Here is a 23,690-nt window from a genome sequence, read left to right on the forward strand (position 1 = left end):
CGTCCCGACCATTCAGCCTTATCCACATTTTAAAAGCGTTCCAGCCATAAGCCGGAACGCTTTTTTTGTATTGTTGGTCAGTAGGCCTCCCTGTTGCTCACATCACGGCTTGGTCAGTACGCCCATGATAGGGGCCAGGGACTCTACGAAATGGCGGGTGACAGCCCCGGTCGGATCCAAGCTGGGGTCCAGAATCGTGATATCCATCCCCACTGCTTGCCCAGATTGCAGCAAAGGAGTCAAGAGTTCGGCGAGTTCGGCGTACGTTAATCCCCCGGGCTGGGGCGAATCAACTGCCGGCATCACCTCGTGCGCAAGCACATCGACGTCAAAGTGAATCCAGAATCCATCAAGCCCTTGCGCGGCAATGTCGGCCAGAAAAGCCGCCGCACAAGCTGCCAGCCCTTGCCGGCGTAGGGCCGCCAGGTCCACGTACGCAACTGATGCGGCCTGCAGAGCGGCAATATCGGGGACGTCAGGGTCGCGGTTGCCGATGCTCCACGCGTGTCGGGCCTGGATGTAGGGACCCTGTCCGTCCAGATTGGTGAGTTGGTCCGGGCCAGAGCCGGTCACCAGGGCCAGGTCCATACCCGCCGCGCCCCCCGTGGCCGACCGTTCCGGGGTGGCGTAGTCGGTATGCCCATCCAGGAAAAACAGGCCGTACGTGCCGGCTCGTTTCAGGCCCAGGGCGATGCCCAGCAGGATGCTGCAATCCCCGCCCAGGACAAGGGTAAATCCTGGCTGCCGCACCACCGGCGTGATACATGCAGCCAACTGCCGGGAATAGCGGCCGATGGCCTCGGCGTTGCGTACTCCCACCGGGTCCAACTCCATAGCGTAAGGCGGTGGGGGGACGGAGAAAACAGATTGCGGGACTATTAGGTCATAGAGGCCCCACTGTTTAAGCCACGCCGGCAGCCGGTCCACGGCCGGGGCCACGCCGGGGAATACTTCTTGTAGCCCCAGGTTGCTGGGCGCTTCGACTACGTAAACAGGATGCATGGCTGGGAGCGGGATTACTAGAAAAGAATATACCCACCTGGGTCAACCTAGAGTTTTGTGAACTCCTGGCTTTTCGGAAGATGTGAGGAAGAACAAGCCTCAAGTCGGGCTTTTTGCTATTACCTCCTGAAAGTATTCTTACTGCCCCGGCGAGTACGTCCGCTCGGCGTGCTGGCGGATGTCCTCGGGGTAGAACAGCACGTCTTTGAAATTTTCCTCCACGTAGAGCCCGGCCTGGTCGGTGAAGTGGGCCGAAGTGGACTGGTTGCTGTTGCCGCCGGCCAGCACCGAGCGGGCCTTGATGCGCGGCCCGAACTCCACCACGGCAATAAAGCTGTTGCCCACGTAGCCGTAGCGCTTCTTGGTGTTGGGCGCCGTGCGGGCCCCAAACGCCGCCAACGAGCCCCAGGCCGAGGACGTAAAGGCCACCGGCAGGCTGGGCTGCTTGTCGTCGTAGGTTTCCTGAATCTTGCCCGTCAGGCGCTGGAAGCGGTTCACTTCGCCCCAGGACATCTTCCAGGTCCCGAAGTCCTTGGTCAGCTCGTCCAGGGTTTCCTGCAGGGCCGCCACTTTTTCCTGGGGCGTGGTTTTGGCAATGACAAAGGCCGTGAACGAGAGGTTGTCCAGGCGCAGGTCCGGTGTGACGCGGGTGCGGGCCAACTTCTGAATTCTCTCGCCCCAGTAAATAGCCAACGTCTGGGCCACCGAGGTTTTGCTGTAGCGCTTGTCCCAGCCCCGCAGCAGCTTCATGGCTTCCACCACGTCGCCTTCGGGCGGGTTGGCGCCGTCCACCACAAACTGAAAGTCCTTGGCCAGGGCTGGCAGCAGCTCCTCGAAGCCGGCCAGGTACGGGTCTTTGGCGGCGGCAATCAGCGTGTCGAGCGTGAAGGTGTTACGGCGACTCAGCACCCGCACGGCGTTGATGCCGCGGTAGTTTTCCGCGTCGGGGGCCATGTAGGCCGGGTACTGCTCCCGCTTGGGGCTGCTCGGGCCGGCCACGGTAAAGGGCGTGGAGTTGCAGTTCTGGATCCAGCCACTGGCCGGGTTTTTCACCTGCACGATTTCCTCCACCTTGTGCAGGCCCTTCCAGTCGGTTTTGGGGTTGCTACCGTCCACGGGCATGCTCCAGTCGAATTGTGGGTCGCGCCGGGGCATAAAGTTGCCGTGCCAGTAGGCAATGGTGCCCTTGCTGTCGGCAAAGACGGTGTTGTTCGAGGCGTTGCCGTTGAGCTGCATCACCTTCTGAAACGAGGCGTAATCCGTGGCCTTGGTCCGCAAATACGACTGTTCCAGGGCCTCGAGCGGGGTGTCCATCATACGCACCGTCACCCACTTATTCTCGGCCTGCTGGCCCACTACCGGCCCGTGGTGGGTGCGGTAGGTCGTGAATTCCTTACGGGCCAGCGTGCCGTCGGCCTGCTTGTAGGCAATGGAAATCTTGGCCGTCTGCATCGGGCGCAGCTTGCCGCCGTAGCGGTACATGAGCTTGCCGTCTTTCTGCGGCTCCACGGTTTCCAGGTACTCGTCCATCGAGTCGGCAAAGCTGGAGGTGTGCATCCAGCCGCAGTGCTCATTAAAGCCCTGATACACGAAAAACTGCCCCCAGGTCACGGCCCCGTAGGCGTTCAGGCCGGTGGCGCTGCTCATCTGCACCTCGGGCCGGAAGTAGAAGGAAGTGTGGGGGTTTATCAGCAGCAGGGCGTGGCCGCTGGCGCTTTTGGCGGGCGCAATGGCAAACCCGTTGGAGCCCACCGGCTCCCGGTCGGGCCGCTCGAAGTCGGGCCGCACCCAGGACGTAGACTTGCGCTGGCTGTAAAAATTCTTGAGCCGCTCTAGCGGTACCACGCTGATGTTGCCGCCGATGCTACCCTCACTGAACATCAAGGGCATCCAGGGCTGGAAGCGGCGCAGCAGCCGGGGCCGCACGGTGGGGTGGGAGTAGAGGTAGAAGTTGGTGCCGTCGGCAAAGGCGTTGAGCAGCTGCTTCATCCAGGCCGGACTTTTCTGGTAGATGCTGATGGCCTGGGTGGAGTCCAGAAATAGCCGGGCCCGCAGATCCTGGTAGATGGCCGCCTCGCCCTCCACCTCAGCCAGCCGCCCGATGTTGACGATGTAATTGTCCTCGACCCGGGCAAAGTCGTCCTCGCACTGGGCGTAAAGCAGGCCAAATACGGCGTCGGCGTCGGTTTTGCCCGTCACGTGGGGCACGCCCCAGTTGTCGCGCACGATGGTGACCTGCTTGGCCTGCTGCTGCCAACGGGCAATTTCGGCCGGGGTGAAAGCCTGGGCCGAGGCCCCGAAAAAGCCAAGCAGCGCCGCTGTCGTCAGCAAAAAGCGCGGCCAGGAAAATGTAAAGCGAGAAGAAACCTGCTGCATAGAGTCGTTCAATAGGGGAAACGTACCTTGGGCGCCGTGTGGGGCATCCTTTCCTAAGACAAAAAAGCCCGCCGGCAGTTGCAAGCTAAGCGCCCTACCGCACATCCGTTGACTTTCAGCCCCGCCATGAGCAGTTCCACTGAGCCTTATCTGCTCTTCCAACCCAATAAGCCCGAAATTGATACCGCTACGCTGTTCCGCATCAAGCGGGAAGCGGGCGGGCTGCGGGTGCAAAACGACAACGTAAACTGCCTCTACGCCGAAGCCCTGACCCCGGAGGTATTCCAGCAGGCCTACAACTTCCTCAACAAGTACCTGTTTTTCGACTTCTCCCCGGTCATACTCGACGGTAAGCCCTACGCCCTGTCGCGCGCCGACCAGGCCCGGCTCGAGCAGCAGGTCATTACCCACTCTATCTATTTCTACGTCGTCAACGGCAACGCGACCCGCATGAAGCTGCGGCCCGGCGGCATCACCGTGCTCAGCCCGGTGGATGAAGTGATATGGCTGCTCGACGGGGCTTTTGGGGCCGATACGCCGGTGAGCCTGGCCCTGGGCGCCCAGATTTTGCGGCAAACGGTACCACAATTCCACTCTACCGTGGAGTGGAAGCGCCTGTACTACGCAAAGTAAGCAGCCGCATGATTTTGGGTCCAGGCGAAAGTTCGGCCCTGGCCCGGTTTCTTGTTTACCTTAGACCAGTATTTATCTCATCACTCCTTGTTGTTCATGAAGAAACATCTCCTGTTGCTGGCATTCGGTCTTTTGACGTATAGCGGTGCTGCCGTTGCCCAAACCTATTCGGTGCCTACTGACTACAGCTTTCAAGCCCCCGCCGACTATGCCCGCTACGATAATCAGGTAATTGAAACCGTAAAGTGGCTGGAAGCAACTCCGCTGGGGAAAGAGGCCGCGCAGCGCCAAGCGGCCAATCGGTTTTTGATTCAGTGGATGACGGGTACGCCCGCCGTGTCGGTGCAGCTGCAGGATTACGTAGGCAAGCTGGTGGGCAAGGAGCCCGATATGCTTATGATGTTCATGGCGGGCTGGTCGCGCTACCAGCTGCAGCATCCCGAGGAGAAAGATGCGGTGGTGCTGAATACCGAAGGCCTGAAAACCGTACTGAAAGCCTACCAGACCGGCGGCTACAAGCGGAACAAGCAACTGGAAAGCCTGGTAGCCCTCAATGAGAAAGGCACTCTGGCCGAATGGGTGAAAGGCCAGCTAAAAAGCTAGGCAGCAGCGGCTGTCCGCTGGCAAAATGCAACCATTAGTCACGAAAAAGCCCCGACCATAAGGCCGGGGCTTTTTCTATACAAAAAGGCTGAAGGCTTAGGCCGAGAAAGACGAGCCGCAGCCGCAGGTGCTCTTGGCCTGGGGGTTGTTGAAGACGAAACCGCGGGCGTTGAGGCCGTCCTGGAAGTCGACTTCCATGCCCAGCACGTACATGGCGTGCTTTTTATCCATGATGAGCTTCAGCCCGTCGAGGTCGTAGACTTCGTCGTTGTCCTTGGCCTTGTCGAAGCCCAGCAGGTAGCTCATGCCCGAACAGCCGCCGCCCTGCACGCCGATGCGCAGACCGTATTCGGTCGGCACTTTCTTTTCCTCGATGATATTTCTTACCTCAACCAAAGCCCCCGGCGTGAGGGTGATGGGAGCAATCTTAGTTGAAACGGCCGTTGCCATAGTGCGTTCTGAGTTAGAAGAGTAAGCGCAAAGATACGAAGCCTTGTGCATACGCCATCGGCCCCGACCCGTATAGAACAGCAAGACCCGGTATCCGGTTCACCGAATATTTCCCGACCTTGGTTCCTCTAAAATAGAAGTTTTCCCTACTGCATGGACACCACCGCGTACATTTTCGAGTTGCTCAAGATTATCCTGCCCGCCCTGCTCGTGGCCGGCTCCCTGTTTTACCTGATTCAGAACTACCTGGAAAAAGAGCAGCAGCGCCGCCTGATTGAGCTGCGCCTCGAGAATTCCAAAACCACGTTGCCCCTGCGCCTGCAGGCCTACGAGCGGGTGACGCTGCTGCTGGAGCGCATCACGCCCAACAACCTGCTGGTGCGCCTGAGCAGCGCCGGCCAGACTGCCTCCGAGTACCACCGCCTACTGATGACCGAAATTCGGGCCGAGTACGAGCACAACCTCAGCCAGCAGCTCTACATGAGCCCCGAAACCTGGGAGCAGGTTAAGCAGTCCAAGGAAAACATCCTGACGATGATCAACAAGGCCTACCACGCCCTGCCCACGCCCCAACAGGCCCGTGGTACGGAACTGGCTAAGCGCGTGCTCGAAACCCTGATTACCGACGAAATAGACCCCACCACCCAGGCCCTGCTGGCCGTGAAGCGGGAAGCTGCGGGTCTGTTTTAGGGTTAGTTGTTCGTTGCTGGTTGTCAGTTGTCAGGTCGTTCAACTAGTCAGCCTAACAAAAAGAGCCCGCTCGATTCTTCGAGCGGGCTCTTTCGTCTAATTGCAAGAGTCGTGAATCTATCAACTAACAACTGACAACCAGCAACGAACAACTTATAGTTATACCGCCGCCAGCTGGGCATCGATGGCGCGCTGGTAGCAGGCTTCGTAGAGCGGGACGATGTTCTCGACGGCAAACTCCTCGGCCCGGGCCCGGGCGGCTTCCTTGAAGCGGGGCAGGTTGTCGTCTTCCAGCACGTAGAGGGAGTTCTTAACCATATCCTCCACGTCGCCGATTTCGCTGAGCATGCCCGTTACGCCGTGCACGTTGAGCTCGGGAATGCCGCCGGCGTTGGTGCTGATAACGGGCACTTCGCAGGCCATGGCTTCCAGGGCGGCCAGGCCGAAGCTTTCCTTCTCGGAGGGCATCAAAAACAGGTCGGCGATGCTGAGCACTTCCTCCACCGCTTCGAGCTTGCCCAGGAAGCGGATGTCTTCACAGAAGCCGATTTCGCGGCACAGCTTCTCAATGCGGGGCCGGTCGGGCCCGTCGCCCACGAGCAGGAGCTTGGCCGGAATTTGCCGGCGTACCCCGGCGAAGATGTTCACCACGTCGTCGACGCGCTTCACCGAGCGAAAGTTGGAGGTATGCACCAGCAGTTTTTCGCCATTAGGGGCAATGGCGGCCTTGAAGTGGCCCTTGTTCTGCTTCTTGAACCGCTCCAGGTTGATGAAGTTGGGAATGACTTCAATGTCCTTCTCAATGGCGAAGTACTCGTAGGTTTCCTTACGCAAGTCGGCCGACACAGCCGTTACCCCGTCCGATTGGTTGATGCTGAAGGTCACGACCGGCTCGTAGCTGGCATCCTTGCCCACCAGCGTAATATCGGTGCCGTGCAGGGTGGTGATGACCGGCACGGTGATGCCCTTGGTGCGCAGAATCTGCTTGGCCATAAACGCCGCCGAGGCGTGGGGAATGGCGTAGTGCACGTGCAGCACGTCGAGCTTCTCGTTCTGCACGATGTCCACCATTTTTGAAGCCAAGGCCAGCTCGTAGGGCGGAAACTGGAACAGCGGGTACGGCGGAATGTAGACCTCGTGGTAGAACAGATTCTCGTTGAAGAAGTCGAGGCGCACCGGCTGGCTGTAGGTGATGAAGTGCACGCGGTGGCCTTTCAGGGCCAGGGCTTTGCCCAGCTCGGTGGCTACTACGCCGGAGCCACCAAAGGTGGGGTAACAAACGATGCCGATGTTCATGGGGAAAGGGAGAGCTGGAAAACAAAATCGGCGGCAAGTCGCCCGAAGGAGCGCCTCACCGCCGATTGCGGAGTCAAAGAAACGGAAATGCGGGGCAACAAATCATGTCTTTTGCAAAGACTTGTAAATAACGTCGTGGATGCGCGTGCGGATGTTGTACTGGCGCAATTTGTTGTTGCCACCGTCGGGGTACACCCGATTGGAAAGAAAGATGTAGAGGATTTTGTTTTCGGGGTCCATCCACACGCAGGTGCCCGTGAAGCCGGTGTGGCCAAAGGTGCTGGCCGGCGACAGGTTGGACGTCGGGCCCTCGGGCTTCTCGGGGTTGCCGTGGTCCCAGCCCAGGCCGCGCTTATTGCCCGCCACCTGGGGCCGGGAGAATTCGGTCACGACCGGGGTCTGGAAGTAGCGCTGCCCGCCGTAGCGGCCGTTTTGCAGGTCCATTTGCATCAGGATGGCCAGGTCGTTGGCATTGGCAAACAGGCCCGCGTGCCCCGCTACGCCACCCAACAGGGCCGCGGCCTGGTCGTGCACGGTGCCCTGAAGCTGGGTTTTACGGAAGTAAGTGTCGTTTTCGGTGGGCGCAATGCAGGACTTGGGGAAGCGCTCCAGCGGATTGTAGGTCATCGAAGCTAGGCCCAGAGGCTTGTAGAAGGTCTTGGCCAGAAACTCGTCGATGGGGCCGCCCAGCACCTTTTCGCTCAGGCGTTTCAGAATCATGAAGCTCAGGTCGCTGTACTCAATCGGGTACTTGCCCTTCACTTTGGGCAGCATGCTGCTGCGCACAATCCAGGTCCAGACTGAGTCGTCGACGGCCTTGGTACTGAACGTGCCGGGCGCTACCTCGTTGGGAAACTCCTCGGAGCGGGTGCTGGCGTAGAAGGTCGGCTTCAGGCCGTTTTTGCCCACCGTCCGCTCCCAGGTTGGGATGCCCGGCTTCAGGCCGGCTTGGTGCAGGAGCACGTCGCGCACGGTCATGTCCTTCTTATTCGAGGTCTTGAGCTCGGGCAGGTATTCGGCCACTTTGGCGTCGAGGTCGAGCTTACCCTGGTCCTTGAGGTACATCACCGCCTGCAGCGTGCCGGCCACTTTCGTTACCGAGGCCAGGTCGTAGAGCGTGCTGCTTTCCACCGGCTGACTCTTGTCGTAGGTGCAGTAGCCGTAGCTTTTGTCGAACACCACGGCGCCGTCCTTGGCCACCAGCACCTGGCAGCCCGGCGCCGCGGCATACGCCACCGACTCCAACGCAATGTTGTCGATCTGGCTTAGCACGCGCGAGTCCAGCCCCTCACTTTCGGGCGTGGCGTAGCGCAGGCGGCGGAAGTCGGGAGTGGGCAAACCCAGGCCGGCTTTCAGCGCCGGCGACACCGTGACGGGCAGGCGGCCCTTGGCAGGCAAGGCGCCAAACAGCACCTGGGGTACTACCAGCTGCGAGGGGTAGTTATCCTCGTAGCCGCACACCAGGTTGCGGGCATCCTCCACGTGCTTCAGGGCGTAGGCGTTGCCCATGACCACCACCACGGTCTTAAGCTTAGGGTCGGCCTGAATTTCTTTCAAGAACTTCAGCGCGCCTTCCCCAATACCGTAATTGTGGGCCGGCGTGTTGTTCATACCGTGCAGGCTCACCACTACCACGTTGTAGGGCGTCAGGCGGGTTTTGATGCGGGCAAAGGTCGAGTCGACGGCGTACCGGTTGGGCACCGAGTACACCGCGCCACTCTGGTACTTGTTCATGATGGTCCCGAAGGTGCTGCCCGTGCCCGTACCAATCGTGACGGAGGCAATGCGTAGCGTGTCGAGGCGGTGGAAGGGGAGCAGGTCGTCCTCGTTTTTCACCACCGTCACGGCGTGCTCATAAATCTGCTGCTGCACCATGCGGCTCAGGGGCCGGCTCAGGTTGGTAGCCAGGTTCGGGATATCCACGGCCTGGTAGTGGTTCAGGCCCGACCAGTACTTGGCCCGCAGAATCTTGCGGACCCGCAGGTCAATTTCTTCCTGGGTGATTTTGCCGGCCGCAATGGCCTCACGGATTCGTTGCAGAGCAATGGGCACATCCTCCGAAAACAGCAGCACGTCGTTGCCGGCCAGCAAGGCCAGGGCGTCCAACTCCCCGGGCTTGTAGAGGTTGGCCACGCTCTTCATGTTCAGGGCATCGGTGAAAACCAGGCCTTTATAGCCCATTTTCTCCTTTAGCATGCCCGTCACCAGGTTGCGGGAAATGGTAGCCGACACCGACTGCACCGTGTCGAACAAAGGCATATAGAGGTGGCCCACCATTACGCCCATCACCCCCGACTGAAACGCCTGCTGAAACGGATACAAATCCACGTTGGTCAGCCGGGCCAGGTCGGAGTTGATAACCGGCAAAGCCACGTGAGAATCCACGTCAGTGTCGCCGTGGCCGGGAAAGTGCTTCACGACGGCCATGACGCCGTGGTCCTGCAGGCCGCGGATGTAGGAAACGCCGCGCTTGGCCACCTGCTCCTTGTTTTCCCCGAAGGAGCGGTTGCCGATAACCGGGTTGTCGGGGTTGGAGTTGACGTCGATAACCGGTGAGAAGCTCACGTGCACGCCCAGGGTCTTGAGCTTAAGGGCAATTTCGCGGCCCATCTGGTACACGTACTGGTCATCGTCCATGGCGCCCAGCGTCATCTGCTTGGCAAAGTGCATCGAGGAATCCAGGCGCATGTCCAGGCCCCACTCGGCGTCCATGGCAATGAGCAGCGGCACTTTGGCCTCGGCCTGGTAGCGGTTGGTCAGCAGGGCCTGGCGCTTGGGGCCGCCCTGCAGAAACATCAGCCCGCCAATACCATAGGTTTTGACCAGCTCATCGATGTGGGCCACGTGCTTGCGGTCCTTGTTAGAATAGGCCGCCACCATAAACAGCTGGCCCAGGCGCTGGTCGGGAGTGAGGGTGGCAAACACGCTGTCGACCCAGGTTTGCTCGGCCGCCGACATGGGCCGTACGTCCTTGTCTTTGGGCGCCGCCGACGAGATGATTAGACCCGTAACGGCCAGGATAACCAGTAAGAGACTAATCCGAAATTCCTTGAGCATTGACTCCCGTGGTATCGTCGTAAAGTTGAATCTGAGCGGAAATAGCCCTACTTTTGCGTACTCCCGAAAGGAAAATCGTGCCAGGGATTCGGCCGCCGTGGCTGGCTTTCAGCTCCCTGTTTTCCTCTCCAGTAACGCGCCCAAACGGAGAACCGTATGGCGTGGCGCACACAAAAGTTGGCCGCAAACTTACGGATAAATTCCCGAGGTCGGACGTTTTCTGACGTGTGGTTTCCGTAGTAAGCGTTGCTAACCAATTCAGTATCACCTTCAGTTCCCGGTCGATGGCGGATGTAATTCAGTTGCTCCCCGAATACCTTGCCAACCAGATTGCGGCAGGAGAGGTGGTCCAGCGTCCGGCGTCGGTAGTCAAAGAGCTACTCGAAAACGCCGTCGACGCCAAGGCCACGCAGGTGCAGCTCATTGTGAAAGAAGCGGGCAAACAGCTCGTGCAGGTCGTCGACAACGGCGCGGGCATGTCGCCCACCGATGCGCGCATGAGCCTGGAGCGGCACGCTACCAGTAAGATTCGCACCACCGAAGACTTATTTAAAATCCGGACTCTGGGTTTCCGTGGCGAGGCCCTGGCCTCCATTGCGGCCGTGGCCCAGGTGGAGCTGCGCACCAAGCAGCGCGACCAGGACACGGGCACGCTGCTGCTCATCGAAGGCTCCCAAGTGATGAGCCAGCAGCCCGTGGCCTGCCCCGACGGCACCAGCATCAGCGTCAAGAACCTGTTCTATAACGTGCCGGCCCGGCGCAATTTCTTGAAAACCAACGCGGTGGAAATGCGCCACATCCTGGACGAGTTCCAGCACGTGGCCCTGTCGAACCCGCAGATTGCTTTTTCGCTCTACCAGAACGATTTGGAGGTCTTCAACCTGCCCGCCGGCAAGCTCAGCCAGCGCATCGTGGCCTTGCTCGGCAACGGCTACAAGGAGCAGCTGGCCCAGTGCGAGGAAGTCACGCCCTTTATTTCGGTGAAAGGCTACATCGGTAAGCCCGAGTCGGCTAAGAAAAGCCGGGGCGACCAGTTTTTCTTCGTCAACAACCGCTTTATCCGCTCGGCTTACCTCAACCACGCCGTGCTGGCCGCCTACGAAGGCCTGCTGCCCAAAGACACCCACCCGTTCTACGTGCTGTTTCTGGAGCTCGACCCCAAGGCCATCGACATTAACGTGCACCCGACTAAAACGGAAATCAAGTTCGAGGACGAGAAAACCGTGTACGCCATTGTGCGGGCCGCCGTCAAGCAGAGCCTGGGGCTGCACAACATGGCTCCGTCCCTGGACTTCGAGGGCGACGTGAACTTCGCGCCCATTCAGCCGCTACGGGCCTCACCCCACGCCAACCCCTTCGGCGACGACTACCGCCCCGACGCCCTGGCTTCGGCCGCGGCCCGGGCCGCGGCACCGGCGCCCAAGGAAGGCGGCAAGAGTGGGGGCAGCTCGGAGCGGCAGTTGCCGCCCCGGCCCACCGAGCAGGCCAAGCGCGACCTAGAGGCATTTTATAAGTCGTTGGGCCAGACCATCGTGCCCGATTTGCCGGAGGCCGACGCCCCGGCCGCGGTGGAGAAATTCGAAAAAGCTACCAACTCGGTGGTGATTTCGACGCCGGTGCCGCCCCAGCAGGCCGCGCCCGAGCTGCCCCTGCCCGAGCAAACTGCCGGCCCCGGCAACCGCGTGGTCCAGATCAACCAGCAGTACCTGGTGGTGCCGGTGAAGTCGGGCATGATGCTCATTGACCAGGTGGCGGCCCGGGAGCGGATTCTGTACGAGCAGTACGCCCAGGCCCTGGAACGGCAGAGCGGCAGCTCCCAGACCCTGCTGTTTCCGCGCACGGTCACCTTCACGCCCCAGGACTTTGCCATTCTGCGCGAAGTATCAGCGGCTCTGCACGATTTGGGCTTCCGCTTCAACGAGTTCGGGCCCAATACCATTGCCGTGGAAGGCATTCCGGCTGATGTGGCCAACCGCGACGAGCGGGAATTACTTGAAGGCCTCATCGAGCAGTTTCGCACCCACGCCGGCCCCGTGCGCCTCGACCGGCGCGAGCAGCTGGTACGGGCCCTGGCCCGCCGCTTGGCCACCAACAGCGACAATGCCCGCCTCTCGGACGTGGAAATGACGGCTCTGGTGGACCGGCTGTTTGCCTGCGCCGTGCCCAGCTACACTCCCGACGGCCGCCGGACCCTGGTGCTGTTGGAAGTAAACCAGCTGCAGGACCTTTTCCGTAAACCCTGATTTGGCCCTGAAAATCCCGGCATGCTCAACCTGACCCCCACGGTACGCGTCCTGCTTTTTATCAACCTTGGCGTGTACCTGCTGCAAACCCAGCTGGGCCAGCAGTTGAATCTGCTGGCGTTGTACCCCATTGGCTCCGAACACTTCCAGCCCTGGCAGTTCGTCACTTATATGTTCATGCACGGCGGGTTGGGGCACCTGTTTTCCAATATGTTCGGCCTGTTTTCCTTCGGGCCGCTGCTGGAGCAGCGCTGGGGCGGCAACCGGTTTCTGGCGTTCTGGTTGATTTGCGGCATTGGGGCCGGGGTGCTGTATTCGGGGGTGCGCCACTACGAGCTGAACCGCATGCACCAGGATATTGAGGCATTTCGGCAGGAACCCACGGATGTAAATCTGCAGGACTTCGTGGAACACAATATGGAGGAATACGCCGCCGCTTTTGCGCCCGTGATTCGGCAGCTGCACCAAACCCCCGACGATACCCGGCTGATTCAGGGGGCCCTGACTTCCATTCAGCAGATGTATACCAGTAGCTTCAACTCGTCCATGGTAGGCGCTTCCGGAGCTGTCTTCGGGTTGTTGTTCGCCTTTGGCTATCTGTTCCCGAATACGGTGCTGATGCTGCTCTTTCCGCCCATCCCGCTCAAGGCAAAATACTTTGTGGGCCTCTACGCGCTGTATGAGCTCTATAGCGGCATTCACCGGGTGCCGGGCGACAATGTGGCGCACTTTGCCCACTTGGGTGGATTGTTGATTGGGTTTATTGTGTTAAAATTCTGGGAGCGGGGTCGGACTCGCTTCTACTAGCTCTTTTTGCCCACCATGAGTATTGTCAACGATATCCGTACTGCCTTCAGCCGGCGCGACAACGCGTTGAATCAGCTGCTGCTGATCAACGTGCTGGTATTCGCGGCCTTTATTCTGCTGCGGACGGTGATGTTTCTACTGACCCAGGATAAGAACGGCCACCTGCCGGTGCTGGAATGGCTGGCCGTGCCTTCGGTGCCGGGCACGCTGCTCACCCGCCCCTGGACGCTGCTTACCTACAGCTTCATCCACTTCGATTTCTTCCACATCCTGTTCAACCTGCTGAACCTGTACTGGTTTGGGGCCCTGGTGCGCGAGTACCTCGGCGACCGGCGCCTGGTGAGCCTCTACGTGCTCGGCGCTTTGTGCGGGGCTATACTGTACGTATTGGCGCTTAACCTGATTCCGGCCCTGCGTGGCGGCCCGGCCATTCTGTTTGGGGCTTCGGCCAGCGTCACGGCCATCATCGTGGCCGCCGCTACCCTCATGCCCGACTACACTTTCAACGTGATTCTGATTGGGCCGGTACGCATCAAGTACATTGCCGCCGTGCTGGTGCTGGTGTCCATTGCCGGCATCAACGGCAACAACCCTGGCGGCATGCTAGCTCACCTGGGCGGGGCTTTGCTGGGCTTCGTCTTTATCCGGCAGCTGCAGGCCGGCCGCGACCTGGGCCGCCCCGTGCAGGCCGTCGGCGACTTTGTGGGCAATGTGGTATCGGGAAGGCCGCGCATGAGCGTGACGCACCGCAGCCGCGCCGCCGAAGCTCCGGCACCCAAGAAAAGCAACCTGGCCCGCCCCGAGCAGGAGGAAATTGACCTGATTCTGGACAAGATTTCCCGCTCCGGCTACGAAAGCCTGTCGAAGGAGGAAAAGCAGAAGCTATTTAAAGCCAGCCAAAAATAGAGTTGCACTAGCTGGGTACTAACTATATGCAGCAATGAAAAAGCCCGCCGGATTACTTCGGCGGGCTTTTTCATTGCTGCATATAGTGTCGGCGCCGGTCGGCGGGCAGCTTCTCCAGGGCATAGCGCAGCATGGTGCGGGGCATCTGCCGGGCGTGGTCGGCCAGGAACTCCTCCAGCGCATCCTCGTTGCGCTTGCCCACTTCCCGTAGCATCCAGCCGGTAGCCTTGTGAATCAGGTCGTGGGGGTGGGAGAGGAGCTGCTCGGCCACGTTGAACGTGTCGGCAAACTGGTTTTTGCGAATAAAGGCCAGGGTCGAAACAATGCTCATGCGCTGGCTCCACAAGTGCTCCTCGGCGGCCAACTCGCGGAGCAACGTCCGGTCCTGGTCCAGCAAGTAGGTTCCGATGAGCAGCGGGCAAGTAATATCCACCAGGTTCCAGTTGTTGACGCGTCGGCGGTGGCGCAGGTAGGCTTCGTGAATGGCCTGCCGCCCGGCTGGGCCGGCTTTCTGAAATTGCAGCGTCCAGATAATCAGCGCCGTTTGGCGCAGCTCGTGCCAGGGGCTGGCCAGTAACTGCTCTACTTCGCTCAAAGGTAGCTGCCGAAACTCCCGGGCCACCTGCCGCTGCTGGGGCAGCGTAAGCCCCAAAAACTGGTCACCGGCGCCATATTCACCGGGGCCGGTCTTGAAAAACCGCTGCAACAGCCCGGCCCGCACCGGGTCGGCAAGCTTGGTCAGAGTCGTTTCCAGGGCGGTGGCAGTCATCCGGGGCGGTGGTTTAGGGAATATCGTAGGTGATATCCTGCTCGTTGTGGGTGTAGAAATAGGCGTAGTTGGAGCGCAACTGCTCCCAGCCGGCCTTGGTGGCGTACTTGCGCTGCATCACGTCTTCCCAGGCTAGGCGCATCTGCCGGGCGCACACCAGGGGCCGGACCTGCCCTACGCCGGTGCCCAAACCCGGCACGGCCACGCTGCGCACGACCGACTTGACCGGCTCGCCCGAGGGCAACGTGCCGTGCTCGAGCAGTAGCAGCAGGGCTTTCATGCACTGGTACACGTTGGGGCCCCGCGTGATGGTCATGGGCGTACGCATGGTGGGGGCCGAAATCAGGTAGGGAAACAGGGTGCTGCCCGTGGGCAGGATGGCCGCCTGCCCCACCAGCAGCTCCCCAAAAAACTGCTCCCGGATAATCTGCTGCAGCTCTTTTTCGAGGTGCCAGCCCAGGTGCTTGGAGATGGAGAAGTCGATGCCGCCGTTCATGAAGCCGAAGCTGTTGGCCGGGCTTACAATGGCGTCGCACGGAGCGTCGAAGATGGAGCCGTGCTGAATGGTTACGTTGTCAACGTCGGCAAATACGCGTTGCCAGGCCTGGGTAACCTCCTGGTTGGTGTCAATAAAGTTAAAGTGCATGAATGGGGTTTAGCCCGCAAAGTACGAGTAAATACTGCTTTATAACGACATAAGCGCTGATTATCAAGCCTTGATAAACAACAAGGCCCGTACTGCAGCTGCAGTACGGGCCTTGGCAGGCGGAAGCCGGAGCGAGTTAGGCGCTGGCCTTGCTCATGTTGTCCAGGGCGTCCATCACTTCTTTCACGTGGCCGCGCGAGGTTTCGAGCATGGCTTTCTCCTCGTCGTTGAGCTGGAGCTCAATTACTTTCTCGATACCGTTCTTGCCCAGGATAACCGGAGCGCCCAGGTACACGCCATTGATGCCGTATTCGCCCTGCAGCTCGATGCACACGGGGAACACGCGGCGCTGGTCGCGCACGATGGCTTCTACCATTTGAGCCGCAGCGGCACCGGGAGCATACCAGGCCGAAGTGCCCATCAGCTTCACCAGCTCGCCACCACCCACGGCAGTGCGCTGCACGATGGCGTCGAGCTCAGCTTTACCGATCAGTTCGGTTACGGGAATGCCGCCCACGGTGGTGTAGCGGGGCAGGGGCACCATGGTGTCGCCGTGGCCACCCATGAGCACGGCCTGAATGTCCTTGGGGCTTACGTTGAGCGCCTCAGCCAGGAAGGCACGGTAGCGGGCCGTGTCCAGGATGCCGGCCATGCCGAACACCTTCTCGCGGGGCAAGCCCGAAGTGAGGTGGGCCTGGTAGGTCATCACGTCCAGCGGGTTCGACACCACGATGATGATGGCGTTGGGCGAGTATTTCACTACCTGCTCGGTTACCGTCTTCACGATGCCGGCGTTGGTCGAAATCAGGTCGTCACGGCTCATGCCGGGCTTGCGGGGCAAACCCGAGGTGATGACTACCACGTCAGAATCAGCTGTGCGGCTGTAGTCGTTGGTGACGCCCACGGTGCGGGTGTCGTAACCGATAATGGGAGCCTTCTGCCAAATATCCAGCGCTTTGCCTTCGGCGAAGCCTTCTTTAATGTCAACCAGAACTACTTCGTTGGCGATTTCGCGGGTGGCTAATACGTCGGCGCAAGTAGCGCCCACGTTGCCAGCCCCAACTACGGTAACTTTCATTGGGTAAGGGTTGGTGTGAGAATTGTATTCGCAGTCGTAAAAGTAAGCGAAAAGCCGTAGCGGCCTAGAACAAGTTACGGGAACGATACCGGCGGGTAATTAGCGCCGGTATTGGCACCTGGCAGGGTTTCCGTGGTTTACTCTGTTATCCTTCGCTCCACTTCGTTTCGTTCAGGATGACAGAAGAGGCAGCCAAGCTACATCCGGCGCACCGTCAGCACGCGCTGAGTTTCCTCGGTAAGTTTAAACCGCTCGTCGGGGCGGAAGCCGATAACCCAGGCAATCTTCTGGTCGGCCGTGACGAGCACGCGCACGTCGTCCTTGAGATTGAGCGGTACTTTCTGGTCGATGAGAAAGTCGGACAGCTTCTTTTTGCCCTTCATGCCAATGGGCATAAACCAGTCGCCCTCCTGCCAGCGCCGCACCGTAAGCGGGAAGCTGAGCTTATCGGCATCCAGGGCCGCCACCTGTTTGCTGCGCGGCACTTCCTGACCGGCGCCTTCCGTCAGCTCGGCCCGCAGGTTGAGGCCCTCGGCTTTGAGCTCGGTTTGGCCGGCCTGCAGCTGGTAGGTACCGAATTTGGTCAGGCTGCGGGGCTTAATGACCAGCTGTTCCCGGTCCTTGACCAGCAGGTGGGTCGGCGACTCAAACCGCCGGCCCGACTCGCCCTTGAAGGCAGCCACAATGTCTTTCACCACCAGGTAAGAGAAGCCAAAGGGCTTGAGCAGCTCGTGCAGCACGAGCGTAGTGGCGGCCGTGCGCTGCAGGGTCGGGATGTTGAGGTACACCACTTCGGCTTCGTCGCGCCGGGCCTGGGTCTGGGTTTCCTCCACGTAGCGGCGCAGGATTTCTTCGGCCCCGCCCACCCGCTCGGCCGTAATCTGCAGGGTTTGGTCGAGGTTGGGGTTGATGTCGCGCAGCACCGGCAGCACGTCGTGGCGCAGGCGGTTGCGCTGGTAGAGCGTGCTGTCATTAGAGGCATCCTCGCGCCAGATCAGCCGGTTCTCGACCAGGTAATCGTACAAATCTTCTTTGCCCACGCCCAGCAGGGGCCGGACGATGTGGCCGTTTTTGGCCTTGATGCCGTGCAAACCGGCCAGCCCGGTGCCGTGGGTGAGGTTGAGCAGCATGGTTTCGGCCGCGTCGCGCTGGTGGTGGGCCGTAGCAATGTAGTCGAGCTGCTGAGTTTGGCGGATCCGCTCAAACCAGGCGTAGCGCAGGGTGCGGGCCGCCATCTGGGTCGAAATTCCTTCCTGGGCAGCAAACTCTTTGGTCTGGAAGAACTCGGCGAAGTAGGGCACTTCGTACTTTTTGGCCAGCTTGCGCACAAATTCCTCGTCGGCATCGGCTTCTTCGCCGCGCAGCCCAAAGTGGCAGTGGGCAATGGCAAACTTGATTTCGAGGCGGTGCAGCACGTCGGCCAGCACCACCGAGTCCATGCCGCCGCTGACGGCTACCAGCAGGTAGTCGGTGGCGGGGTCGAAAAGCTCCTGCTCTGTAATAAACTGACGGACACGCTCAAGCATAGAAAAACTGATCTAAAGAAGGCAACGGTGGGCACTAGCCTGCAAAGATGGGCGTTACCAGCGGGCCTTCCGTACCTTTGCCCCCGAAATGCGGTTTATAAAGTTTCTTTTTCTGTTTCTTCTTGCCGGCCTGCCGGCCCTGAGCCAAGCCCAGCAGCGCCCTAGGCCGGCCGCCACTCAGCCCGCGGTACCACCCAAGGGCCAGCGCATTGAGCTGCTGCCCGGCACCGAGCGGCTGGTGGGCGGTACCTTCAACGGCGTCGAAATCCGCAAGCTGATCGGCAACGTGAGCTTTAAACAGGGCACCACGCTGCTTTACTGCGACTCGGCCTACCAGTACCTGGAGAAAAACGCGCTGGAAGCCTTCAGCAACGTGCGCATCATCCAGAACGACACCATTACCATCACCGGTGACCATGCCACCTACGACGGCGACACCCGCAAGGCCCGCATGACCGGTAACGTGGTGATGCGCGACCCGCGCATGACGCTCACCACCACCGTGCTCGACTACGACCTGAACAAGAACCTGGCCTACTACAGCACCGGCGGCCACCTCGTCGACCCCGAAAACACGCTCGACAGCCAGTTTGGCTACTACAATACCACGTCCAAAGTGTTCAGCTTCAAGCGCAACGTAAAGCTGATAACCAAGGAAAACACCATCGACACCGATACGCTGCAGTACAATACGGTGTCGAAAATTGCCTACTTCTTCGGGCCCACGCGCATCACGGGCAAGCAGGGCAACCTCTACGCCGAAAACGGCACCTATAATACCATTACCAAGGTGTCGAACTTTCAGCGCAACGCCAAGATTGAAACCCCGAACTACCTGCTCGGCGGCGACAAGCTGGTGTACGACGAAGTGCGGCAGTACGGCGTGGCCACCGGGCACGTCTCGATGACCTCGAAGAAGGACAACATCGTGCTGCGCGGCGACGTGGGCAAGTACTGGCGGGGGCTGGGCCGCACCAAAGTATACGGCAGCAGCCCGGTGATGCGCAACATCTCCGACAACGACACGCTCTACCTGTCGGCCGATACGCTGGTGAGCGTGGAAGGCCGCCCGCCCAAAAACGCGGCCGGCGTGCTGTACGCCTACCCCCGGGTAAAAATCTTCCGCAAAGACCTGCAGGGCCGCTGCGACTCGCTAACCTACGACCGGGGCGACTCTATTATTTACCTCAACAAGCGCCCCGTGCTGTGGTCGGACCAGAACCAGCTTACGGCCGACAGCATGGAAATCCGGCAGCGGCGCAAGAAGATTGACCAGATGCGCCTGTACGCCAACTCCTTTATTATTGGCCAGGACACGATTCTGAACTACAACCAAGTGAAGGGCCGCAACATGGTGGCTTACTTCGTGGATAACAAAATAAAAAAAGTAGACGTGCTTGGCAACGCCGAGAGCCTCTACTATGCTCTTGAGGGGGATACGGCCGTCACGGGTCTCAACAAAGCCGTGAGTGCCAACATGGCCCTGCGCTTTGCCGACAACAAGCTCCAGACGATTTCCTTCCTGACTAACCCCGACGCCAGCTTTATTCCGCCCCACGAGCTCAAGCCCGAAGACGAAAAGCTTAAGGGTTTCACTTGGCGGGCCACGGAACGCCCCACCCGCCGCGCGGTGTTGGGCAAGCACTTCCCGCTGCCGGCGAAGGCCAAGGCCAAGCCCAAAGCAAAACCCAAAACCAAGGCCAAAACGGCCGTCAAAACCAAGTCGAAAGCCGCCCCGAAGGCGAAAACCCCGCCCGCCAAAGTCGCTCCGAAGCCCGCCGCCCCACCCGCATCCAAGCCCAAAGTGGCCGCCCCGCGGGCGGTCCGCTAAGCCCGGCGCCGGCCCACCTTTGATTCGGCTTCGTAATCCGCTACCTTTGTCCCCCTTATGCTCTCTTTTCGCCCTACCTTCTTTGTTCTGCTACTGAGTGCGTTGCTGCTCGGCTCGTGCACTGGCTACCAAAAGCTGCTCAAAAGCGGCGACGTCAACAAGAAGTACGAGGCCGCCGTGCAGTACTACGATAAAGGCGACTTCTTCAAGGCCGGCACCTTGCTCGAAGACCTTATTCCGCTGCTTAAAGGCCGCCCCGAGGCTGAAAAAGCCCAGTTTTACTTCGCCAACACCAACTACCGGCAGCGCAACTACGTGCTGAGCGCCTATTATTTCCGCTCGTTTGCCGACACCTACCCCAACTCGCAGTACGCCGAGGAAGCCAACTTCTTGCACGCCAAGTCGTTGTTTCGCGACTCGCCCGAGTTTGAGCTCGACCAGACCAATACCTACTCGGCCCTGGAGTCAATTCAGGACTTTCTGAACCGCTACCCCAGCAGCCAGTTCCGGCCCGAGGCCGAGAATATGTCGCAGGAGCTGCAGAAGAAGCTGGAAAACAAAGCTTTCCAAAGTGCCAAGCTGTATTACAACATCCGCTACTACCAGTCGGCCGTAACGGCGTTTACCTCGTTTCAGCAGCAGTACCCTTCCTCGTCTTTCAACGAGGAAGCCGCGTTCCTGAAGCTGAGCGCCCAGTACGATTTGGCCCGGGAAAGCGTGCCGGAAAAGCAGCGGGAGCGGTATTTGGAAGTCTTGTCGTTCTACCAGAACTTCATCGACAACTACCCCCAGAGCCGCAACCTGAAGGCGGCCGAAAACATGTACAGCACTTCCCGCGAGGAAATTGCCAAAATCAAACCGGCCGACACCGCCGCCAAATAATGTGCTGATGTGCTACTGTGGTTGAATGTGAGAAATGAATTCTGAGGCAACTTACCGCCGTCAAAAACGCTTCTCCTTGCCACAACTTTAGCACCTTAGCACCTTCTCCTCACCAGCACATTAATAAAGCCTCATATGAAAACTCCGAACAACGTCTCTGCTTCCATCGTGACCCGCAACATGTCGGATTTCACCCACGAAACCGGCAACGTGTACGAGTCGATTGCCATCATCTCGAAGCGCGCCAACCAGATTTCGGTGAAGCTGAAGGAAGAACTCAACGGCAAGCTGGCCGAGTTTGCCACCACGGTTGACAACCTGGAGGAAGTATTCGAAAACCGCGAGCAAATCGAGATTTCCAAGCACTACGAGCGTCTGCCCAAGCCTACCAACCTCGCTATTGAGGAGTTTCTGGAAGGCAAAGTGACGTTCCGCACGCTGGAAGAAGAAGCGCTGCCCGTAGCTGCTCGCCCCACGGAATAAGTAGCTGCTGATGCCGCTGCAAGGCCGCAAGATCATTCTGGGCGTGTGCGGCAGCATTGCCGCCTACAAATCAGCCATGCTGGTGCGGCTCCTGGTAAAGGCCGGCGCCGAGGTGCAAGTCATTCTGACGGCCTCGGCGGCGGCCTTTGTCACGCCCCTTACGCTGGGTACGCTCTCCAAAAAGCCCGTTCTAACGGGCTTTTTGCGTGACGAAGCCGCCGGGGAGTGGCACAACCACGTGGAGCTGGGCCTCTGGGCCGACGCCCTGGTTATTGCCCCGGCCAGCGCCAACACCGTGGCCCAGCTGGCCAACGGCCACTGCCCCAACCTGCTGGCAGCCGTGTACCTGTCGGCCCGCTGCCCGGTGTTCCTGGCCCCGGCCATGGACCTGGATATGTACGTGCACCCGGCCGTGACCCATAACTTCGAGCGCCTGCGTAGCTTCGGCAACCACGTGCTGGAGTCGCCGGTGGGGGAGTTGGCCAGTGGACTGTCGGGCCCCGGCCGCATGCTGGAGCCCGAGGACATCGTGCGGGAGCTGGAGCGGTTCTTCGGTGCAGATAGCGAATAGAACGTCATTCCGAGCAAAGCGAGGAATCTCGCGTGCTGACGTTGTAATGATAATGATTACCATGGCACGCGAGATGTCTCGCTAGGGCTCGACATGACGTTCTGCTTAAGAATCCTTACCCCCAACCCATGCGCGTTCTAATAACGGCCGGGCCGACCTACGAGCCCATCGACCCGGTGCGGTTTATCGGCAACCACAGCACCGGCAAAATGGGCTACGCTCTGGCCGAGGCCTTTGCCGAACAAGGCGCCCAGGTCACGCTCATCAGCGGCCCTACTAGCCTGCCCAACCCGGCCAGCGCGCTGATAACGACCACGCGGGTGCAGACCGCGGCCGAGATGTACGAAGCCGCCGCCGCCGCTGCGCCCGGGGCCGACGTGTGGGTGTTTGCCGCCGCCGTGGCCGATTACCGGCCGCGCGAAGTGGCCCAGAACAAGATTAAAAAGGACGGCGAGACGCTGACTCTGGAGCTCGTCAAGAACGTGGATATTGCCGGCACGCTGGGGAAAACCAAGCGGCCTGAACAATTTTCCGTGGGTTTTGCGTTGGAGACCAATGATGAGGAAGCCCATGCCCGGGGCAAGTTGCAGCGCAAGAACTTCAATTTGATTGTGCTCAACTCCCTGCGTGACCCGGGGGCCGGTTTCCGTCACGATACCAACAAAGTGACCCTGCTCGATGCCGCGGGCCAAATGACTATCTTTGAGTTGAAGCCCAAGGCCGCCGTGGCCCACGATATTGTCCAGTCCGTTCTTGCCCGCCTTCCCCTTCGCAATGCGTAAGATTCTGCTGCCGCTGCTGTTTGTGCTTACCCTGCTGGCCCGCCCCAGTCAGGCCCAGGAGCTCCTGGCCGACGTGCAGATAACCACCGAAAACGTCAACGTGTCGGACCGGCAGCTGATTCTGCAGATGAAGAACGACATTCAGGCGTTTCTCAATACCCGCTCCTGGACCAACCAAACCTACCGGCCCGAGGAGCGCATCAAGTGCCGCATTTTCATTGGCATCACGGCCATTCCCCAGACCGGCACCTTCGAGGCCACGGCTCGGATTGTGTCGACGCGGCCGGTGTACGGCACCAGCTACGAAACCAACCTGCTCTCGTTTGCCGACAAGCGCTGGGCCTTCAACTACTCGCCCCAGAACCCGATTGACTACTCGGAAAACACGTTTGTGTCGAACCTGTCGTCCTTGCTGAGCTTCTACGCCTACGTCATTATTGGCATGGATCAGGACAGCTTTGCCAAGCTCGGCGGCTCACCTTATTACGACCGGGCCCGCAACATTCTCAACAACGCGGCCAACCAGAACGTGACCAACGAATCGGACCCGGCCTGGAAGGATGGGGAGTCGCGCAACCGTTACTGGCTGCTCAACAACCTGCAGGACCCCCAGTTGGAGGCCATCCGCACCGGTATTTACAACTATTACCGCCAGGGCCTGGACATCTTTATTCAGAAACCCGACGAAGCCCGCGCCAGCATGGTGACGGCCCTGCAGGGCGTGCAGCAAGCCGCTATTCGCCGGCCCGGTACCCTGCTGGCCCGGGCGTTTTTCGACACCAAGTCGGACGAAATTTCCAATATTTTCCGCTCCGCCCAGGATCCGCAAATGAAGCAGCAAGTCGTCACCATGCTTTCGGAAGTGGATCCTACCAACTCGGCTAAGTACGAAAAGATTATGCGCCAGCCCTAACCGGCAGCCTACGCATTGCGCACCTGCAAGCCCCGGCCGATCCTTCGGCGGGGCTTTTTGTTGGTACATGCCCAGCGCGAACGGGCCGAAATAGTGCCCCAGATCTTCGGCTTGGTACCAGCTCCCCAGGCTACTTAGTGGGAGAT

21 protein-coding genes are annotated in these 23,690 nt (G+C 59.9%); 12 read left to right on the plus strand and 9 right to left on the minus strand.

Translation table 11 applies throughout. The features are described from left to right. Positions 1 to 102: 102 nt before the first annotated feature. The gene (locus CLV45_RS02210; protein WP_100334763.1) at positions 103 to 1,002 is read right to left on the minus strand and encodes an arginase family protein; all 900 of its coding nucleotides are present in this window, start codon (positions 1,000 to 1,002) and stop codon (positions 103 to 105) included. A 138-nt stretch (positions 1,003 to 1,140) separates the two neighbouring features. Beyond that, on the minus strand, positions 1,141 to 3,378 hold the full coding sequence (locus CLV45_RS02215; RefSeq protein WP_100334764.1) for a penicillin acylase family protein: 2,238 nt from the start codon (positions 3,376 to 3,378) through the stop codon (positions 1,141 to 1,143). A gap of 126 nt (positions 3,379 to 3,504) precedes the next feature. On the opposite strand from CLV45_RS02215, the gene CLV45_RS02220 reads away from it, so the two are divergent. After that, positions 3,505 to 4,011 carry a hypothetical protein gene (locus CLV45_RS02220; protein WP_100334765.1) on the plus strand — a complete coding sequence of 169 codons (507 nt, stop codon included), beginning with the start codon at positions 3,505 to 3,507 and terminating at the stop codon, positions 4,009 to 4,011. A 96-nt stretch (positions 4,012 to 4,107) separates the two neighbouring features. Continuing rightward, positions 4,108 to 4,614: a hypothetical protein gene (locus CLV45_RS02225; RefSeq protein WP_157807239.1), complete on the plus strand. Its 507-nt coding sequence runs from the start codon at positions 4,108 to 4,110 to the stop codon at positions 4,612 to 4,614. A gap of 96 nt (positions 4,615 to 4,710) precedes the next feature. Here the strand turns inward: CLV45_RS02225 and CLV45_RS02230 are convergent, their stop codons facing one another. Continuing rightward, positions 4,711 to 5,064: a HesB/IscA family protein gene (locus tag CLV45_RS02230; RefSeq protein ID WP_100334767.1), complete on the minus strand. Its 354-nt coding sequence runs from the start codon at positions 5,062 to 5,064 to the stop codon at positions 4,711 to 4,713. Positions 5,065 to 5,217: 153 nt separating this feature from the next. On the opposite strand from CLV45_RS02230, the gene CLV45_RS02235 reads away from it, so the two are divergent. Further along, positions 5,218 to 5,754 carry a DUF7935 family protein gene (locus CLV45_RS02235; RefSeq protein ID WP_100334768.1) on the plus strand — a complete coding sequence of 179 codons (537 nt, stop codon included), beginning with the start codon at positions 5,218 to 5,220 and terminating at the stop codon, positions 5,752 to 5,754. Positions 5,755 to 5,913: 159 nt separating this feature from the next. Here the strand turns inward: CLV45_RS02235 and bshA are convergent, their stop codons facing one another. Both bshA and CLV45_RS02245 read right to left on the minus strand, forming a co-directional pair. Then, positions 5,914 to 7,050, minus strand: coding sequence for an N-acetyl-alpha-D-glucosaminyl L-malate synthase BshA (gene bshA / locus CLV45_RS02240; RefSeq protein WP_100334769.1), 1,137 nt, complete (start codon positions 7,048 to 7,050; stop codon positions 5,914 to 5,916). 102 nt (positions 7,051 to 7,152) lie between these two features. Beyond that, entirely contained in the window at positions 7,153 to 10,107 is a 2,955-nt protein-coding gene (locus CLV45_RS02245; RefSeq protein ID WP_100334770.1) for a glycoside hydrolase family 3 N-terminal domain-containing protein, read from the minus strand. Positions 10,108 to 10,391: 284 nt separating this feature from the next. Between CLV45_RS02245 and mutL the strand changes: the two genes are divergently transcribed. The 3 genes from mutL to CLV45_RS02260 are packed head-to-tail and all read left to right on the plus strand — an operon-like array spanning position 10,392 to position 14,063. Further along, positions 10,392 to 12,350: a DNA mismatch repair endonuclease MutL gene (gene mutL, locus CLV45_RS02250; protein ID WP_100334771.1), complete on the plus strand. Its 1,959-nt coding sequence runs from the start codon at positions 10,392 to 10,394 to the stop codon at positions 12,348 to 12,350. 21 nt (positions 12,351 to 12,371) lie between these two features. Beyond that, positions 12,372 to 13,157 (plus strand): rhomboid family intramembrane serine protease, encoded by a 786-nt coding sequence (locus CLV45_RS02255; protein ID WP_100334772.1) that lies wholly within the window; start codon positions 12,372 to 12,374, stop codon positions 13,155 to 13,157. A 15-nt stretch (positions 13,158 to 13,172) separates the two neighbouring features. Continuing rightward, complete coding sequence (locus CLV45_RS02260) at positions 13,173 to 14,063, plus strand: rhomboid family intramembrane serine protease (RefSeq protein ID WP_100334773.1); 891 nt, start codon at positions 13,173 to 13,175, stop codon at positions 14,061 to 14,063. A 70-nt stretch (positions 14,064 to 14,133) separates the two neighbouring features. Here the strand turns inward: CLV45_RS02260 and CLV45_RS02265 are convergent, their stop codons facing one another. From CLV45_RS02265 to tilS, 4 genes are all read right to left on the minus strand, one after another. Then, positions 14,134 to 14,832: a DNA alkylation repair protein gene (locus tag CLV45_RS02265; RefSeq protein WP_100334774.1), complete on the minus strand. Its 699-nt coding sequence runs from the start codon at positions 14,830 to 14,832 to the stop codon at positions 14,134 to 14,136. Positions 14,833 to 14,845: 13 nt separating this feature from the next. Next, positions 14,846 to 15,478, minus strand: a complete 633-nt coding sequence (locus CLV45_RS02270; RefSeq protein WP_100334775.1) for a macro domain-containing protein — start codon at positions 15,476 to 15,478, stop codon at positions 14,846 to 14,848. Between the two features lie 136 nt (positions 15,479 to 15,614). After that, positions 15,615 to 16,556, minus strand: a complete 942-nt coding sequence (mdh, locus tag CLV45_RS02275; protein WP_100334776.1) for a malate dehydrogenase — start codon at positions 16,554 to 16,556, stop codon at positions 15,615 to 15,617. Positions 16,557 to 16,753: 197 nt separating this feature from the next. Then, the gene (tilS, locus tag CLV45_RS02280; RefSeq protein WP_100334777.1) at positions 16,754 to 18,082 is read right to left on the minus strand and encodes a tRNA lysidine(34) synthetase TilS; all 1,329 of its coding nucleotides are present in this window, start codon (positions 18,080 to 18,082) and stop codon (positions 16,754 to 16,756) included. Between the two features lie 88 nt (positions 18,083 to 18,170). Here tilS and CLV45_RS02285 point away from each other — a divergent pair, with 88 nt between their 5' ends. The 6 genes from CLV45_RS02285 to porD all read left to right on the plus strand — a co-directional run bounded on the left by CLV45_RS02285 (position 18,171) and on the right by porD (position 23,544). After that, the gene (locus CLV45_RS02285; RefSeq protein ID WP_100334778.1) at positions 18,171 to 19,913 is read left to right on the plus strand and encodes an OstA-like protein; all 1,743 of its coding nucleotides are present in this window, start codon (positions 18,171 to 18,173) and stop codon (positions 19,911 to 19,913) included. Positions 19,914 to 19,970: 57 nt separating this feature from the next. Then, positions 19,971 to 20,795, plus strand: a complete 825-nt coding sequence (locus tag CLV45_RS02290) for an outer membrane protein assembly factor BamD (protein ID WP_100334779.1) — start codon at positions 19,971 to 19,973, stop codon at positions 20,793 to 20,795. Between the two features lie 135 nt (positions 20,796 to 20,930). Next, entirely contained in the window at positions 20,931 to 21,278 is a 348-nt protein-coding gene (locus CLV45_RS02295) for a DNA-directed RNA polymerase subunit omega (RefSeq protein WP_100334780.1), read from the plus strand. Positions 21,279 to 21,288: 10 nt separating this feature from the next. Next, the gene (locus CLV45_RS02300; protein ID WP_100334781.1) at positions 21,289 to 21,849 is read left to right on the plus strand and encodes a flavoprotein; all 561 of its coding nucleotides are present in this window, start codon (positions 21,289 to 21,291) and stop codon (positions 21,847 to 21,849) included. Between the two features lie 128 nt (positions 21,850 to 21,977). Next, the gene (locus CLV45_RS02305; protein ID WP_100334782.1) at positions 21,978 to 22,631 is read left to right on the plus strand and encodes a phosphopantothenoylcysteine decarboxylase domain-containing protein; all 654 of its coding nucleotides are present in this window, start codon (positions 21,978 to 21,980) and stop codon (positions 22,629 to 22,631) included. After that, entirely contained in the window at positions 22,624 to 23,544 is a 921-nt protein-coding gene (gene porD / locus CLV45_RS02310) for a type IX secretion system protein PorD (RefSeq protein WP_100334783.1), read from the plus strand. The genes CLV45_RS02305 and porD overlap by 8 nt, the downstream gene beginning before the upstream one ends. Positions 23,545 to 23,690: the final 146 nt, after the last annotated feature.

Origin of the sequence: Hymenobacter chitinivorans DSM 11115 (assembly GCF_002797555.1) — a bacterium.
GTDB lineage: Bacteria > Bacteroidota > Bacteroidia > Cytophagales > Hymenobacteraceae > Hymenobacter > Hymenobacter chitinivorans.